Origin of the sequence: Buttiauxella sp. S19-1 (assembly GCF_022134725.1) — a bacterium.
GTDB classification, from domain to species: Bacteria; Pseudomonadota; Gammaproteobacteria; order Enterobacterales; family Enterobacteriaceae; genus Buttiauxella; species Buttiauxella ferragutiae.
This window is the reverse complement of the sequence record NZ_JAHWLU010000052.1, coordinates 1-16,881: the sequence shown is the minus strand read 5'-3', so window position 1 is coordinate 16,881 and position 16,881 is coordinate 1. Positions and strand designations below refer to the sequence as shown.

The following is a 16,881-nucleotide window of genomic DNA, read 5'->3' as shown; positions in this document are numbered from 1 at the left end:
ATTATTTTCCTGCGACTTCACGCAACGCGTTGATCACGCGGGAGACATCGTCATCAGTCATCGTTGGGAACAACGGAATAGAGCAAATTCGCTCACTGTTCCATTCGGTATCGGGTAAAGAGAGCGTTGGGTATCGCTCGCGGTAATACTTCTGGGTATGGGCGGCGCGGAAATGCAAACCGCTGCCGATGCCTTTTGCTTTCAGGGCTTCCATAAGTTCGTTACGGGAAATGCCGCAACGCGCTTCATCAACGCGAATAATAAATAGATGCCAGGCGTGCTGGTGTTCCCACTCTGGCTGCATAAGCGGCAAGAAAGGCGTGTTCGCCAGTTCAGCTAAGTAACGTCCGGCGATTTCTGTACGGCGAGCATTGTTTTGCGCAAGTTTGCCTAACTGCACCAGCGCGATAGCGGCATTAATATCGGCAAGATTGTATTTGTAACCAGGCGCTATCACTTCGGCTTGCGGCGCACGGCCAAGCGTCTGGCGGTCAAAGGCATCAACACCCAGCCCGTGGAATTTCAGGCTACGCATGCGGTTGGCGAACGCCTCGTCGTCGGTGACGATTAACCCGCCTTCTGCGCAAGTCATGTTTTTAATCGCATGGAACGAGAAAATTGCCGTCCCACGGTCGCCAACATGTTTGCCTTTATAGTACGTTCCCGCCGCATGTGCCGCGTCTTCAATCACCGGAATTTGGTGGCGCTCACCCACGGCGCGGATCGCGTCAATATCCACTGGCGCTCCGGCATAATGAACCGGAATAATCGCGCGAGTTCGCGGGGTTATCGCGGCTTCAATGGCGGCGGCGGTCACCATTAGCGTGTTGCGGTCAACATCAATCATCACCGGTTCAGCGCCCAGTAACACAATCATATTCAGGGTGGAAACCCAGGTCAGCGAAGGCGTAATTACCTCGTCACCCGCACCGATGCCCATTGCCATCAACGCGACGTGCATTCCGGCGGTGGCTGAGCTGACAGCAATCGCATGTTTATTGCCGGTTAACTCGCAAAAAGCTTGTTCAAGTGCCTGATTTTTTGGGCCAGTGGTTATCCAACCGGACTGCAAAACTTCACTCACCACGGCGAGTTCTTCTGGCCCGATAGCGGGACGTGAGAAAGGCAGAAATTCACTCATTGAATATTCCCATTATTAGCAGCACGAATTAGCAGCACGGTGCTCACTCCTGGAGTAACTCCAGATTAAGACGTTGCACGAATGTATTTATCATGACCCTGTGTTATTAAATAAACGTGCAACATGACTGATTCAAAATGCAGTTATCTAAACCGCGATTAAATTGAAATCAACTTAACAGAGTTTTCTTAGCTCAATATTAAGATTGCACCAGCCAGAATAAAAATCACCTTAATGGAAAATACTGACAGACATCCCAAAACCACAAAAATCAACACAACACCATGAATCAAATAACTTTTAACGAAAACACCATCTATAAGACTCATGTTTTTTTAAGTGTTTTTAATCTATTAAGGTTAAATTAAGGTTTGTAATGAATAAATAACCACTCTTGAAGTAGAAATCGTGAGTTGTTTTTTGGGATATTTAAGAGGGTATTTCTTAACTTCACCGCAACTTATTTGTTCTGAGCAAATTTCAAACACTTGGTAAAAATTGCCAGCACGTTTTAGATTCCAAATGGTATTTACTTTGGCGGCAATTATTCGGAGATATTAATGCCCGTACTTTTCAGGATTAAGCTTATCCCACTGGTTTTACTGTTGGCGGTGGTTTTTGCCTTCTTGCTTAACTGGCCCGTATTACTGCATTTTTACGATATTTTGACGCACCTTGAGCACGTCAAAATGGGTTTTGCCATCTCCATACCGTTTGTATTGGTTGCGGCACTTAACTTTGTCTTTATGCCCTTTTCGATTCGATTTTTGCTGAAACCGTTTTTTGCCCTGTTATTTGTGACAGGCTCAATGGTCAGTTACTCGACACTGAAATACAAAGTGATGTTTGATCAGTCTATGATCCAAAACATCGTCGAAACCAATCCACAAGAAGCCCATTCTTATCTGAATGGCTCGATCATTTTATGGCTGCTGCTGACCGGAATACTTCCGGCTATCTTGCTGTTTTTAATTAAGATTGAATATCCAGCCAAGTGGTATAAGGGCATTACATACCGTTTGTTGTCTATGGCGGCATCACTGTTGCTAATTGCGGGTGTGGCCGCACTTTATTACCAGGACTACGCCTCTGTCGGGCGCAATAACTCAACGCTAAACAAAGAGATTATCCCGGCGAACTACGTCTACAGTACCGTCCGCTATCTGCAAGATACCTACTTCACCACCAAAGAACCGTTCCAGACATTGGGTGATGACGCCAAACGTGTTGCCAATAAAGACAAACCGACACTAATGTTCCTGGTGATTGGCGAAACCGCACGTAGCCAGAATTTCTCGATGAACGGTTATGAGCGTGATACCAACGCTTTCACCAGCCAAAGTGGCGATGTTATTTCGTTTAAGGACGTTCATTCGTGCGGCACGGCCACTGCGGTTTCCGTACCCTGCATGTTCTCAAATATGAACCGCACCGAGTACAACGCCAAAAAAGCGACTAACAGTGAAAACTTCCTCGATATCGTGCAAAAAACCGGGGTTTCGCTGCTGTGGAAAGATAATGACGGTGGCTGTAAAGGCGTGTGTAAACGGTTACCGACTATCGAAATTAAACCGACCGATAACCCGAAATTGTGTAATGGTGAAACCTGTTTCGACGAGGTGATGCTGGAAAATATCGATGAAGAGATGGCAAAAATGGCCGGGGATAAGCTGGTTGCCTTTCATATCATTGGTAGCCACGGGCCGACCTATTTCCAGCGTTATCCGGCTAAACAACGCCACTTTATGCCGGAATGTGCGCGTAGCGACATTGAAAACTGTACGCAAGAACAACTGGTCAATACCTACGACAACACCATTCGTTATACCGACTATGTCGTGGCACAAATGATTGAAAAGCTCAAACTTTATAGCGACAAGTACAACACCGTGCTGCTGTATGTGTCCGACCACGGCGAGTCTCTGGGGGAAAGTGGCCTGTATCTGCACGGCACGCCGTACAAACTGGCACCGGATCAGCAAACGCATATACCGATGCAGGTGTGGATGTCACCCGGTTTTATCGCGGATAAGCACATTAATATGACTTGTCTGAAAAATAATGCTGCGAAGAACCCGTACTCCCATGACAACTTGTTCTCATCGGTGCTAGGGATTTGGGACATCACCACCCGCGATTACCACGCGGATAGTGATTTGTTCCGCGGGTGCCGGAGTTAATCCAACGTCAGACAGCTGAAAATGTCGGATGGCGCTGCGCTTATCCGACCTACGCGGTTTCATAAGGCTTTGTTTTGTAAGGTGGATAAGCACTAGCGTCATCCACCATTTACGCCAGTTGTGTCGGATGGCGCTGCGTTTATCCGACCTGCGCGGTTTCATAAGACTTTGTTTTGTAGGGTGGATAAGCGCCAGCGTCATCCACCATTTACGCCAGTGGTGTCGGATGGCGCTGCGTTTATCCGACCTACTCGGTTTCATAAGGCTTTGTTTTTGTAAGGTGGATAAGCGCTAGTGTCATCCACCGCTTGCACCTGTCGTTACACGTGAAAATGTCGGATGGCGCTGCGCTTATCCGACCTGCGCGGTTTCATAACGCTTTGTTTTGTAGGGTGGATAAGCGCTAGCGTCATCCACCGCAGGACTCTATTTCGCTATCGCACTAACCTCATCTTTGGTCGCCTGCGGCGCGCCATTGCCCCACGTTCCTCTGACGTAATTAACCACATTGGTCATTTCATCGTCAGACATCACCTCTTTATATGCCGGCATTTTGAAAGAAATATTGCCGTGGGTTTGCGGTGTTTCGGCGCCCTGATAAACCACAGAAATCAATGATGACGGGTCTTTGGCGTTGACTACCGTGTTGTTCACTAACGAAGGGACGGTGAAATCTTTGCCTTTTCCGTCATCACCGTGGCAGGTGGAACAATACATCGAATACAGCGTTTTACCGTCTGTCGGCGCATAAACAATGGCGCCATCGGCAGCCACCGGCACGCCATTTTTGTGGTTAAAGTTCAGCAAATAAAACGCTATCGCATCCAGATCTTTGTCGGTCAGATACTGCGTGCTCTGCGTCACCACCTCACTCATTGGCCCGGAAAGCGCATCGTGCTGGCTGCGCCCCATGCGCAGCAGATCTTTTAATTCATCTCTCGACATAGAAATGTTTCGCAACGAAGGTGCATACCAACCTTCAATCATCGCCCCCGTCAGATATTCAGCGCTGGAGGCGTCATAGCCTTTTTCCTGCATCGTCACACCTCTTGGGGTATGACACGCACCACAATGCCCCGGCCCTTCCACCAGATAAGCACCTCGGGCTAATAAATCAGTGGGCTGCCCGGTTTTATTTTCAGGGGCCGTCTCTTCGACGAACAACCAGTTCCAGACATGCAAAGGCCAGCGGGCCGACAAGAGCAAAGGGATCTCATTGTCTTTGTTTTTTGTATCCGCCGCCGGAACCTCATTCATGAAATAGTCATACAAGGCACGAATATCTTGATCCGTCATTTTGGCGTAGGACGGATACGGCATCGCGGGATACAACGGATGCCCATCTTTTGCGATGCCCTGCCTGACGGCTTTTTCGAAGTCTTCGTATGAATAATTACCAATGCCGAAGGTTTTATCCGGCGTGATGTTAGTGGCGTAAATATCGCCAATCGGCGTGGAGAACTTTTTCCCGCCCGCCATCGGCGCTCCGCCTTCGGTGGTGTGGCACGCCACGCAATCTGAAATCTTTGCCATATATTCGCCTGCCGAACTCGCGGCGGCATTCCCCGCGACGAACAAGCAGCCAATAGCCAATAAAGTCTGTTTCATGTCGCTCATCCCATCGCTTTAAGTTCGTTGACCGCGCGCCACGCCTGGTCAATCGCGGTATGCGCGTAGGCGTCCCAGTCGGAATCAGAGTTGGCTATCGCAATGCGGCCAATGGGTTGACGCGCGCGCTCAATGATTTCGGGCATTTTGTCCATATCATCGAACAAGGCGGTGGCGTAGTAAGAATAACCGTGCGCCCAGCGGTTAACGGTGATGGCAGTAATATCCCGTTCATGGTCAAAACCGGTTTGCCCGAGCATTTCCTGCAATTGTGTACGAATCATTTTTTCATGGGTGTCGAATGGCGTACCCAGTAAATACGCCCGCCCCTGGCGGAATTGCTCACGCGCACTCAATTTGCTTCCCGGATACGTCGGTACATAAACCATATGCAGACACATCGGTTGATCGGCATTTTGCGGATGCTGGTAACCGCCCATGCTGACCGGATAATCCAGCTTCACGCGGCTATATGGTGCGGCGGGTGAATAAAATTCGTGGATGCCTAATTGCATGAATGACTGCCAGTTTTTGACCACCACATTGGTGTACACCAGCGGCGCTTTAACGTTGAGTCGCAGGTCAGCCTTTTGCTGTTCCGGCGTTTCAGGCACCAGATACGGGATCATCATGTTGTAACCCGCCATGATGGCTTTTCGCCCTTTCACGCGATGCGCTTTACCGTCATTCACGTAAGTCACCACCACACCGTCTTCGCTATTGGCCGCATTAATCACCATGCTGTTAAGGCGCAGGCGTGTGCTGTTTTCCGGCAGATCGAGCTTTTCATAATGAAGCCTGGCGGTAATGGAATCCTCCATGGTGTTACCCGGCAGCGCATCTGGAATCAGGTGCCTGACGATCAGCCGCGCAAGCCCGGCATTACCATCAGGAAAATGATAAACATAGGGTTCATCGAGATCGGCCTGTGCCTCTTCATCAAGCGGCGGTAAATCCATGGCATCCATTCCCGGAAGCGCGCAGGTTCGGGCATCGCTACAACTTACGCCTTCAATACCGATGGCAAAAAAGTCGTTGGTGCGTTGCTGGAAATACATCAGCGCCATTTTGCTCAAGCCGACTTTTTCTACCAGGAAATCGCGGTAACTGTGGGTGTCCATCCACGCGGATTTTTCGTCGGCGGTCATGCCTTTCAGGTAATCCACTGGATTAACATGCAGATCCAAAATGGCTTTGCGATCGCTTTCGCTCAACGGGAAATCATTAATGAATGCTTCAAGGGGGCGACCATTGAGTTTATCGCGCGGAATATCATCAGCGACGGCGTGCCCAGGATCACCGCTGACAATTTTGGTTTCACCAAAGTTCTTTTTGTCGAAGAAAACGCCACGGCTGAGTTTTAAATCGGGGTAGAAATTAACGTCAAAGCTTTCCTTCATTCTGACGACGCTTACGCCGACGGTAGACAGCAGCCCATTTACCTCATCGCTAAAATTGCGGCTCGGCGATTGAAAGGCTTCACTGCCGCCATAGCCAATGATTTTTTTGCCGTCCGCTTTAAATTCATTACGTTTCGCGTGACCGCCAAAATCATCATGATTATCGAGCACCAGCACTTTGCTATTCTTACCCGCCAAATCATGCCAGAAGCTGGCGGCAGATAAACCACTTAGCCCGCCGCCAACAATCACCAGATCATATTCTTCTTCGATGGGCAGATGGTCGGTACTAAATTTTTCATGATCGCGGCCAATCGCATGTGCCATTTCAAAAGAACCGGGATGATTCCCACGCAGCCCAGTGAGTTGCGGTGGATAATAGTCATCGCCAATCATCACACTGGCTTTTCCGGCAGCTTTTGCAAAATCAAGTGGTGTCATCCCTGCGGCAATAGTAATTGCCACTCCATTGAGAAAATCACGTCTGGTGATAGACATATCAGTCCTTATTTAGCTTGTGGCTTTAGTTCTTCGTCGAGCTTTTTGGAGTCGTAATAATCGCCCTGCCAGGTTATTTTCCCGTTATTGACGGTGATATAACTGACTCCTTCAAATTTAATCGGGTTATTTGTGGCCGGGCTTCCCGCCCATTCGCCGCTATTTTTACCGCTGAATTCCCAGCGAAAAGCGATAGTGTCGTGATCGTAAACTGGCTTGCTGGTCATTTTCCAGGTTAAATCTGGCACCGCTTTAATAAACGCGCCAATCACCTCTTTTTCGGCGTTACTTTTCCCTTTCACCGGCGTGCCGCTGGCGGCATCGTAATACACCACATCATTGGATAAATATTGCGCGGCCTTTGCGGCGTCATGGGCATTCCACGCCGACATATAATCTTTAACCACCGTTAACGGAGACACTTCCGCTAATGCCAAATTTGAGAACAGCGCCAGGGACAGAACAGCGACTTTCATTGCTTTCATTTCATCACCTTAAAGTCTAATCGGAGCGGCGTTAATTATTCAGAGATGTCACACATGATGTGTTTCACTCGCGTGTATTCATCCAGTGAGTAGGATGATAAATCTTTGCCATAGCCAGATTTTTTGAAGCCGCCGTGAGGCATCTCCGCACACAGAGGAATATGGTTGTTAATCCATACGGTGCCGAAATCCAGACGAATGCTGAAACGTTGGGCGCGGCTGTGGTTGCTGGTCCAGATGCTCGCCGCCAGGCCGTATTCCACATCATTGGCCTTCTCCAGTGCTTCCGCCTCGGAGGAAAACTTCTGCACTGTCATCACCGGGCCAAACACTTCGTGCTGGATGGCCTCGTCGCGTTGATCAAGCCCGGAAATAATCGTCGGTTCAAAATAGAAGCCTGGGCCATCCCCCGCTTTGCCGCCAGTTTCGATGACGGCGTGTGACGGCAGGCGGCTGATAAAACCTTTGACCTGTTCTAGTTGGTTGCGGCTGTTTAACGCGCCGTACAACGCGTCTTTATCTTCCGGTGTGCCAAATTTGATAGCGCGGGTTTTGGTGACCAATTTTTCGAGGAATTGCGCATAGATAGAGTCTTCAATCAAAATTCGCGTCGCCGAGGTGCAGTCTTGTCCGGCATTGAAGAACCCTGCGGTGGTGATGACCTCCACCGCTTTGGCAATGTCGGCATCGGCAAAGACGATGACCGGAGCCTTACCGCCCAATTCAAGGTGCGCTTTGGTCAAATTAGCCGCAGCAGAGGCAGCAACTTGCAACCCCGCACGAACCGAACCGGTTATCGAAACCAGTGACGCTTCGGTGCTGGACACCACCAGCGAGCCGGTTTCCGCTTTGCCGAGCACCACGTTAAATACCCCTTGCGGGAAAAGAGGTGCTGCCAGTTCCGCCAGAATCAACGTGCTGATGGGCGTGGTATCGCTGGGCTTTAACACCACCGTGTTTCCGGCGGCCAGTGCCGGTGCGATTTTCCACACCGCCATCATGAAGGGATAGTTCCACGGGGTGACCTGGCCGACAATCCCCAGCGGTTCGCGGCGAATCGTCGAGGTTAAGCCCTCGGCATATTCATAGGAGGCTTTTCCTTCCAGGCAACGCGCAGCACCAGCAAAAAAACGCAGCGCATCACAGGATGCCGCAATCTCTTCTTTTTCAATGAAATGCCGCAGCTGCCCGGTTTCTTCGCTTTGCGCCTGAATCAGGCGTTCAACATTACGTTCAATTTCATCCGCCAGTTTCAGCAGCGCACGCTGTCTCTGCGACGGCGTGGAGTGTTTCCACACCGCAAAAGCTGTTTTCGCCGCCTGATAAGCTTGTTCGACCTCCGCACGACCGGCGCTCGGCGACAGTGCGTAGGTTTCACCATTCACCGGGCTAACCAGCTCAAAGAGGTTCTCCTGCGAACCCGCGACATATTGCCCATTGATAAAATGCTTCAGAATCTTCATCGTGCTCTCCGCTGGTTTAAACATATATTATATTATGTAATATGTTTGATGAAGATTAAATTCAATAACATTTTGCTAACAATATGATATACATCCCATTCCGAAGTGATTCTTTACGCAGCGCTTGTATGCTATGTTCAGTGGCCTTATTCAAGGAGTCTCTCTTCAGGGAAAATTATGATTACGCATGCGGTGATATTCGCGCCAATCGGTCAGGCCAGCCGTTCCGATCAGATAGTTCAGCGGCTTTCCAACGCCATTATTACCGGCCTGCTTGAGGCAAACGAGCAGCTACCGAATGAAGCCGATCTGGCAAAAATGATGGGGGTTTCGCACATCACCATCCGGGAAGCGTTAAACACGCTGCGCGCGAATAATTTAATTCATACGGTGCGTGGGCGTAACGGTGGCAGTTTTGTGTGCGAACAAGCGTGGGAATTAAGTCACTCTCTTAATCCTTTTAAAACCCTGAGCACTGATTACCTGTCTGATTTGGGCGAGATGCACTGCGCGATTATTAGCCACAGCGCAAGGCTTGCGTCGCGCCGTATGACGAACGCCGATATTACCCGCCTGCGCGACTTTGTTGCAGTACTTGCCGCCTCCACCACGCCCGAGGCACGTACTCAGGCCGACATGCGCTGTTTGTTAGCCATTGCCGCCTGTTCACAGTCAGCACGTCTGGCAAACCAGGAGCTGATTTTGCAATCTGAATGGTCGTCACTGGTGGCGATGCTGTTCCGTTCAGAAAATATACATCGCGAGATTGTTGATCTGTATATCTCGTTGATTGACACGCTGGAATCTCACAATGAAATCGAGTCAGTTAACATTGCCAAAAAATTAATCGACACGTTTACTTTCTATCTGATAGAAAATAAATTGAAGCACAACGTAAATAATAACCAATAAAAACAACAGGCATAAATATGCTACAAACAACATCACTCCGTACTCTAAGCACCAAAATTGATAAAATCATTAACTCGACTATTGAATCCACCGTGTTGCTTGCCAGGGAAATTGAAGCTTCGCTGGCTGAAATTAAAGACGTTAAGCTGGAGCATCTGCTTGAGCCGTCAGTCAGAAAAACCATTCAGGATCATATTAAACAAACTCTGAATAGTAATGGTTACTGTGCGGGTGCCGGTTTTGCCAGCCATATTGAAAGCAGCGTCAGCAATAAGGAATTCTGGCTTTTGGAGTGGTGGTATAAGAAAGCCGATGGTGTAAAACAGGTGAATCTGGATTTGGACCAGGCCACACAACAGCGCCTGGATTTCCGTACCTTTGAATGGTTTAAGCAAGCACCATCGGTGGATAACGCCTTTATCCATGGCCCCTACGTCGACTATATTTGCAATACTTCGTACACCCTCACCTGCGCCGTCCCGGTTCATTTTCAGGATCAGTTTTTAGGTGTTGCGGCGATAGATTTATTGGTCAGCCGTGTAGAGGATGAGCTATTACCTTATGCGGCTAATGATAAAGTTATTCTAACCAATAAAGAGCGCAGAATTATTTTCTCTACCCATCCACGATTCCGCGTCGGTGATTTACTGGATGCCAGTGTGACGAATATTGTCTTTGAGAATGATTATTTTAATTTATATATGTGAGTAAGTCGGATGTCGCTACGCTAAGCGACATCCGACATTGGTATTAAACTTGTTCGGTATTTAATTTACGAGCGTATTCAATCGCATCATTCTCGGGTGCACTCGAGCGACCAAACGGTTTGCTGACGAACATATAAATCAGGCCCGAACCAATCACAATCGCCAGTCCTACCAGCACCGTCCAGCGGTCCATAAAGTTTTCACTCTGGGCCGGTTGCGCCAGTAACCAAATACCGCACAACCCGTAAGCCAGTGCCAGAATATTGACGATAATCCCCCACGAACCCACCGTCCATTCACCGGCAGGTTTCCACCCTTTCAGGCGCTGGCGCAATGCCGCCAGTACCACCATCTGGAAGGAAATATAGATACCGATGACCGCAAATGCGGTAATACGCGCCAGGCTATCAGGCTGGAAATAGACCCACACGCAGATAATCACCGGTAACAAACAGCTCACCATCATGGCGTTATCCGGCACGCTATGTTTGGAGATTTTCGACATCCATTCGCTGCCAGGTAGCATGTTATCGCGGGAGAAGGAAAATATCAGACGGCTCAAGGCAGCTTGCAAAGAAAGAATACAAGACAACATCGCAATCACCGCGACCACAATAAAGACCGTAGCACCGGTTGGCCCCAACGCTTCGTTGAGAATCGCCGGAATCGGGTCGGGAATTTTACCGTTTACAATGTTGACTAAATCTGGGGACGATAACAAATAACCCATAATCGAAATTACCGCAGAGATGGCACCAAACACGATACTTAAAATCATCGCCACGGGAATTTTCTTACCTGGGTTTTTCACTTCTTCTGCCACATTACCGCAGGCTTCGAAGCCGAAGAACATAAACAGCCCCATCAAAGATGCTGACATAAAGGCGGTGGTGTAATTGCCGTCGTTAGCCAACACGCCCATCGAGTCAAATACCACGGAGAAAGGTTGCGAGCGATGGAATATCAGCAGATAAATGCCGAGTGCAATAACGCTGACGATTTCACACCAGAAACCAATTCTCGCCACCCGAGCCAGGTTTTTGGTGCCTGACATATTCACGACCATCATAATCAGCAGCAAGACGACAGACGTCACCATCATATTGCCCGCACTAGTGGCGTAGTGGAATAACGAGGCCACGAAGGTAGAGGTGTATTCCGCAATCGAAGTAATGGTAACCACTAACGCCCAAAGATAGATCCAGGCGGCAATCCAGGCATATTTTTTACCCCAAAGTCTTCTCGCCCACGGATATAAGCCACCGGTAATCGGATATTGCGAGGCCACTTCACCAAAGACTAACGCCACCAGTAGTTGCCCGCACGCCACAATCAATATCCACCAGATAGCCGGTGGCCCCGCGAGCGTCACGGCCAACGCAAACAGCGAATAAACCGCAGTCAGTGGCGAAAGGTAGGTAAATCCCAATGCGAAGTTAGACATCAGCCCTATCGAGCGGTTGAATTGCTCGCCTTTAACTGGCTGATGTTGGTGATGTTGTTTGTCTGTCGTCTGGTCCATATCTTTTCTCTTTATGTGGCATAAGGGCAGGCAGTGTGTATATTTTATAAAACATAATATGTTATATGTATACGCTTAATGTCACATAATTGTTAAAGATTTTGAGCGAGATTTTAACAAGAGAATTGTCGGATGACGCTACGCTTATCCGACCTACGATTTGGATTTTGTAGCACGGGTAAGCGTAGTGTCACCCACCAGAAGTCAGGATTTTGTAGAGCGGGTAAGCGTAGTGTCACCCGCCAGAAGTCAGGATTTTGTAGAGCGGGTAAGCGCAGTGTCACACGCCAGAAATTTGGATTTTGTAGAGCGGGTAAGCGCAGCGTCACCCGCCAGAAGTCAGGATTTTGTAGGGCGGGTAAGCGCAGCGTCACCCGCCAGAAGTCAGGATTTTGTAGCACGGGTAAGCGTAGCGTCACCCACCAGAAGTCAGGATTTTGTAGCACGGGTAAGCGCAGCGTCACCCGCCAGAAATTTGGATTTTGTAGCACGGGTAAGCGCAGTGTCACCCGCGAGAAATTTGGATTTTGTAGGGCGGGTAAGCGCAGTGTCACCCGCCAGAAATTTGGATTTTGTAGCACGGGTAAGCGCAGCGTCACCCACCAGAAGTCAGGATTTTGTAGGGCGGGTAAGCGTAGCGTCACCCGCCAGAAGGTTGTAAATGTGAATGGGTTAAGCGAGGTTAACGCAGACGTATTTCATCTCTAAATACTCATCAATCCCAAAGCGTGAGCCTTCGCGCCCCAGCCCTGATTGCTTGATGCCGCCAAATGGCGCAACTTCGTTGGAAATCAGCCCGGTGTTGACCCCTACCATGCCGTATTCCAGTGCTTCAGGAATTTGCCACTGGCGCTTCGCATCCTGCGTGAATATATACGCGGCAAGGCCAAATTCGGTATCGTTGGCGTAATTCACTACTTCGTCGTCACGGTCGAATTTAAACAGCGCAGCCACCGGCCCGAAGGTTTCTTCACGAGCAAAACGCATCTCTTGCGTGATATTGGCCACCACGGTCGGAGCGAAATAATTGCCACCCAACGGATGTTTATGGCCGCCAGTTAACAGCGTGGCGCCCTTTTGCAGCGCGTCATTCAGATGCAGCTCAACTTTTTCAATCGCTTTGGCATTGATAAGCGGCCCTTGTGTCACGCCGTCATCCATACCATTGCCGACTTTCAGGGCTTCAACCGCTTTCACCAGTTCATCGCACAACTTTTGATAAATCCCGCTCTGCACGTAGATGCGGTTGGCGCACACGCAGGTTTGCCCGCTGTTACGGAATTTCGACGCCATAATGCCCTTTACGGCAAGCCCAAGGTCGGCATCGTCAAAGACAATAACCGGCGCATTTCCGCCAAGCTCCAGCGAGAGCTTTTTGATGGTCGGAGCACATTGCGCCATTAATAAGCGCCCTGTTTCCGTGGAGCCGGTGAAACTGAGTTTGCGTACCGTGGCATTGCGACACAGTTCACCGCCAATTTCTTTGGCATCTCCGGTAATGACCTGCAACAGGGTTTTTGGCAAACCTGCCAGTTCGGCAAGTTTGGCTAACGCCAGCGCGGTCAGTGGCGTTTGTTCCGCGGGCTTAACGATAATTGCACAGCCTGCGGCTAATGCCGGGGCTACTTTGCGGGTGATCATCGCCGCCGGGAAATTCCACGGGGTGATTGCCGCGCAAACACCAACAGGTTGTTTCGAGACGATAAAACGTTGATCCGGGTTGGTCGGTTGCAACAACACGCCATCGACTCTTTTCGCCTCTTCCGCAAACCAGCTAATGAACGAGGCAGCATAGTTTACTTCGCCACGCGCTTCAGCCAGTGGTTTGCCGCCTTCACTGGTAATCAGCCGCGCCAGATCTTCAGTGTTTTCCTGAATCAGGCTCACCCAACGATGGAGGATTTTTGCGCGGCTTGCCGCAGTCTGCATCTTCCACGCTTTTTGCGCCATCTCTGCCGCCGCGATCGCCTGCTGAGTTTCAGCTTGCCCCATCAACGGCACTTCGGCGATTTTCTGCCCCGTCGCGGCATTGACCACCGCCATGGTTTTACCCGACTGGGCGTGGCTCCACTCGCCGCCAACCGGGCAACTGTCGAGCAGCAGGTCTGTATTGTTTAAATTGATCATCTTGGGTCTCACATTTGCGTCGCGGTTTTAATGATATCCAGCGCTTTATCGAACTGAGCATCAGGGATGGTCAGCGGATAAAGGAAACGGATCACGTTGCCATTTTGACCACAGGTCAGTAACAGCAAGCCTTGCTCCAACGCACGTTTCTGCACTTGCTGGGCAATTGCCGCAGACGGCTCGCCAGTTGTGGTGTCGTAAAATTCTGCGGCAATCATCGAGCCAAGGCCACGCACTTCCGCTAAGGCCGGGCAATTTTGTTTGATCTCGCGCAGCGCAGATGTCAGCCGTTCGCCCAGTGCTTCGGCTCGTTGGCAGAGTTTTTCCTCAGCAATAATATCCAGCACCGCATGGGCTGCCGCCACCGACAGCGGGTTACCGGCGTAAGTCCCGCCCAAACCGCCAGGCGCAGGTGCATCCATAATTTCCGCTTTACCCACCACGCCAGATAACGGCATGCCGCCTGCCAGGCTTTTCGCCATAGTCATCAGGTCAGGTTGATGCGCGTAATGGTTCATGGCAAACATTTTGCCGGTGCGCGCAAAACCACTTTGCACTTCGTCAGCAATCATCACGATGCCGTGGGTATCACAAATCTGGCGAATCGCCGCCACAAATTCAGGCGGAGCCACATTGAAGCCGCCTTCACCCTGCACAGGTTCAAAGATAATCGCCGCTACCTGAGTTGCCTCAATGTCGGATTTAAACAGGCGTTCGATGGATTTCACCGCATCCTGAGTGGAAATCCCGTTCAGTTCGGACGGATACGGCGCATGGAAGACGGACCCAGGGAATGGGCCAAAACCAATTTTGTAGGGAGCCACTTTGCCGGTTAACGCCATGGTCATGTAAGTGCGACCATGGAACCCACCGCTAAAAGCAATCACACCAGGACGGCCAGTATGGGCGCGGGCAATCTTCACCGCGTTTTCTACCGCTTCAGCCCCGGTGGTGAAAAAAGCCGTTTTCTTACGCCCAGCGATTGGCGCGGTGGCGTTAATTTTTTCTGCAAGCTGAACGTAGCTTTCATAAGGGACAATCTGATAAGCGGTGTGAGTAAACGCTTGAAGTTGCTGCTCAACCGCCTGCACCAGGCGAGGATGCCGATGGCCGGTATTCAGCACGGCAATCCCGGCGGCAAAATCAATGTACTGCTTGCCTTCAACGTCAGTGATGGTGCTGTTTTCAGCCGATTGGGCAAAGAAATTACACATCACACCTACGCCACGTGGAGTAGCAGCCAGACGACGTTGATGGAGTTCGTTATTACTCATTTTTTTATCCCTCACACATTTATCAAATAGACAGGTTGTATTACCTGATTCATTTAGACAGTATCTGGTACCTTAATCGAGAGCCAATTCGTTTTAATAATAGGATCCAAATGCGTTCACTTGCCGTAGATGTGATCAAGCAGGCATTTATCCACACGCCTGGCGAGAAACTTCATAAGAAACTCTATGTTGCGATATGCAGCTGCATCCTCGAAGGGAGTTTACGTCCAGCAGCGCGCATGCCACCGACCCGGGATTTGGCAAATGAACTGGCACTGTCGCGAAATACCGTATTACGGGTGTATGAGCAGTTGCAGGCAGAAGGTTATATTTCAACACGCACCAGCAGCGGCACATTCGTCACCGAAAGTGTGCTGGATAATCTCACCACGCAAGTCACTAAAACGGTACAAACCACACAGCCTGACGCACCTGCAACTCTTTCAGACCGTGGCCTTGAACTGCTGGGAAATGCCAGTGCCAGCCCCGCGCAATGGGGGGCTTTTATTCCTGGTGTGCCCGATGTGAATAGCTTCCCGCACCGCATATTTAAGAAGATTTATGATCGCGTCGCCAGGTCCCCTGACCCGCAATATCTGACTTATGACGCAGACGGCGGGCTCGAGTTGTTGAAATCCGCGTTGTCTGATTATTTGCGTACCGCGCGTGGAGTAAAATGTTCCACCGACCAGATATTAATCACCGAAGGGATTCATCAGGCTCTGGATTTAGTCACCCGCACGTTATGTAACCCAGGCGACCATGCGTGGATTGAAGAGCCCGGCTATTGGGGCATTAAGAATATATTACGCATCAATGCCGTCAATATGACGGCGTGTGATGTCGACGATCAGGGATTAGTTCCAGAACCGGCCCCCGCCGTGCGGCCAAAATTAATCTTCGTGACCCCTTCCCATCAATATCCGCTTGGTTCGGTGATGAGCCTGCCTCGACGGCAGTTATTACTTTCGCAGGCCAGGGAATTTAAAAGCTGGATTGTCGAAGATGATTACGACAGTGAATTTCGTTTTTCCGGCCAGCCGATACCGTCACTACAAGGGCTGGAAGAAAACAGCCCAGTCATTTATATCGGCACCTTCAGTAAAACGCTGTATCCCGCACTGCGTCTGGGTTATGTCGTGCTGCCCAAGCCGTTAGCGGCGCCACTTAAAAAGGTCCATAACGAGCTTTATCGCGGTGGTCATCAGATAGTTCAGGCAGCTTTAGCAGAGTTTATCCGTGAAGGCTATTACGCCGCGCACATTCGCAAAATGCGCCAGTTATATAGCAAACGCCGCAGTTTATTGGTGGAACTGATTAAACAGTATCTGGGTGAAGCCTATCTTGGTTATTTTAACAGTAACGCCGGTCTGCATCTGATTATTCAATTCCCCCTTGAAGCGGATGATATTGGCATCTCAAGGCTTGCGAATGCTGAAGGGATTCTGGTCCGGCCATTGTCGCGTTATTATTTTAATCAACAGAAAATGAAAGGACTATTAGTCGGTTTCGCCAGCATTCAGGATAGCGATATGGAGGCCTCGTTTATTCGTCTGGCGGAGAT

The 16,881-nt window shown here is 49.9% G+C and carries 13 protein-coding genes; 4 read left to right on the top strand and 9 right to left on the bottom strand.

What is annotated here, in order from left to right; all coding sequences use genetic code 11:
- Position 1: 1 nt before the first annotated feature.
- Positions 2 to 1,141, bottom strand: coding sequence for a UDP-4-amino-4-deoxy-L-arabinose aminotransferase (gene arnB, locus MES37_RS13080; RefSeq protein ID WP_237931648.1), 1,140 nt, complete (start codon positions 1,139 to 1,141; stop codon positions 2 to 4).
- Positions 1,142 to 1,701: 560 nt separating this feature from the next.
- Here arnB and MES37_RS13075 point away from each other — a divergent pair.
- Positions 1,702 to 3,321: a phosphoethanolamine transferase gene (locus MES37_RS13075; protein ID WP_121813602.1), complete on the top strand. Its 1,620-nt coding sequence runs from the start codon at positions 1,702 to 1,704 to the stop codon at positions 3,319 to 3,321.
- A gap of 426 nt (positions 3,322 to 3,747) precedes the next feature.
- Here the strand turns inward: MES37_RS13075 and MES37_RS13070 are convergent, their stop codons facing one another.
- The 4 genes from MES37_RS13070 to MES37_RS13055 are packed head-to-tail and all read right to left on the bottom strand — an operon-like array spanning position 3,748 to position 8,775.
- A complete protein-coding gene (locus MES37_RS13070; RefSeq protein ID WP_121815632.1) occupies positions 3,748 to 4,929 on the bottom strand; it encodes a cytochrome c in 1,182 nt (393 codons plus the stop codon).
- 5 nt (positions 4,930 to 4,934) lie between these two features.
- The gene (locus tag MES37_RS13065; RefSeq protein ID WP_064546186.1) at positions 4,935 to 6,827 is read right to left on the bottom strand and encodes an NAD(P)/FAD-dependent oxidoreductase; all 1,893 of its coding nucleotides are present in this window, start codon (positions 6,825 to 6,827) and stop codon (positions 4,935 to 4,937) included.
- 8 nt (positions 6,828 to 6,835) lie between these two features.
- Positions 6,836 to 7,312, bottom strand: a complete 477-nt coding sequence (locus MES37_RS13060; protein WP_121813603.1) for an ester cyclase — start codon at positions 7,310 to 7,312, stop codon at positions 6,836 to 6,838.
- A gap of 35 nt (positions 7,313 to 7,347) precedes the next feature.
- Positions 7,348 to 8,775 carry a gamma-aminobutyraldehyde dehydrogenase gene (locus MES37_RS13055; protein ID WP_232887073.1) on the bottom strand — a complete coding sequence of 476 codons (1,428 nt, stop codon included), beginning with the start codon at positions 8,773 to 8,775 and terminating at the stop codon, positions 7,348 to 7,350.
- 177 nt (positions 8,776 to 8,952) lie between these two features.
- Here MES37_RS13055 and MES37_RS13050 point away from each other — a divergent pair, with 177 nt between their 5' ends.
- Complete coding sequence (locus MES37_RS13050) at positions 8,953 to 9,687, top strand: FadR/GntR family transcriptional regulator (RefSeq protein ID WP_064546180.1); 735 nt, start codon at positions 8,953 to 8,955, stop codon at positions 9,685 to 9,687.
- 17 nt (positions 9,688 to 9,704) lie between these two features.
- Positions 9,705 to 10,394: a cache domain-containing protein gene (locus MES37_RS13045; RefSeq protein WP_232887072.1), complete on the top strand. Its 690-nt coding sequence runs from the start codon at positions 9,705 to 9,707 to the stop codon at positions 10,392 to 10,394.
- A gap of 43 nt (positions 10,395 to 10,437) precedes the next feature.
- Here MES37_RS13045 and MES37_RS13040 read toward each other — a convergent pair whose 3' ends face one another.
- The 4 genes from MES37_RS13040 to puuE form a co-directional block, all read right to left on the bottom strand.
- Entirely contained in the window at positions 10,438 to 11,916 is a 1,479-nt protein-coding gene (locus MES37_RS13040; protein ID WP_232887071.1) for an APC family permease, read from the bottom strand.
- A 113-nt stretch (positions 11,917 to 12,029) separates the two neighbouring features.
- A complete protein-coding gene (locus MES37_RS13035; protein WP_237931646.1) occupies positions 12,030 to 12,560 on the bottom strand; it encodes a hypothetical protein in 531 nt (176 codons plus the stop codon).
- A gap of 28 nt (positions 12,561 to 12,588) precedes the next feature.
- Entirely contained in the window at positions 12,589 to 14,040 is a 1,452-nt protein-coding gene (locus MES37_RS13030) for an NAD-dependent succinate-semialdehyde dehydrogenase (RefSeq protein WP_237931662.1), read from the bottom strand.
- A gap of 11 nt (positions 14,041 to 14,051) precedes the next feature.
- The gene (gene puuE / locus MES37_RS13025) at positions 14,052 to 15,317 is read right to left on the bottom strand and encodes a 4-aminobutyrate transaminase (RefSeq protein ID WP_237931644.1); all 1,266 of its coding nucleotides are present in this window, start codon (positions 15,315 to 15,317) and stop codon (positions 14,052 to 14,054) included.
- 110 nt (positions 15,318 to 15,427) lie between these two features.
- Between puuE and pdxR the strand changes: the two genes are divergently transcribed.
- Positions 15,428 to 16,881 (top strand): MocR-like pyridoxine biosynthesis transcription factor PdxR (gene pdxR, locus MES37_RS13020; RefSeq protein ID WP_237931642.1); only part of this gene is annotated, 1,454 nt, incomplete at its 3' end.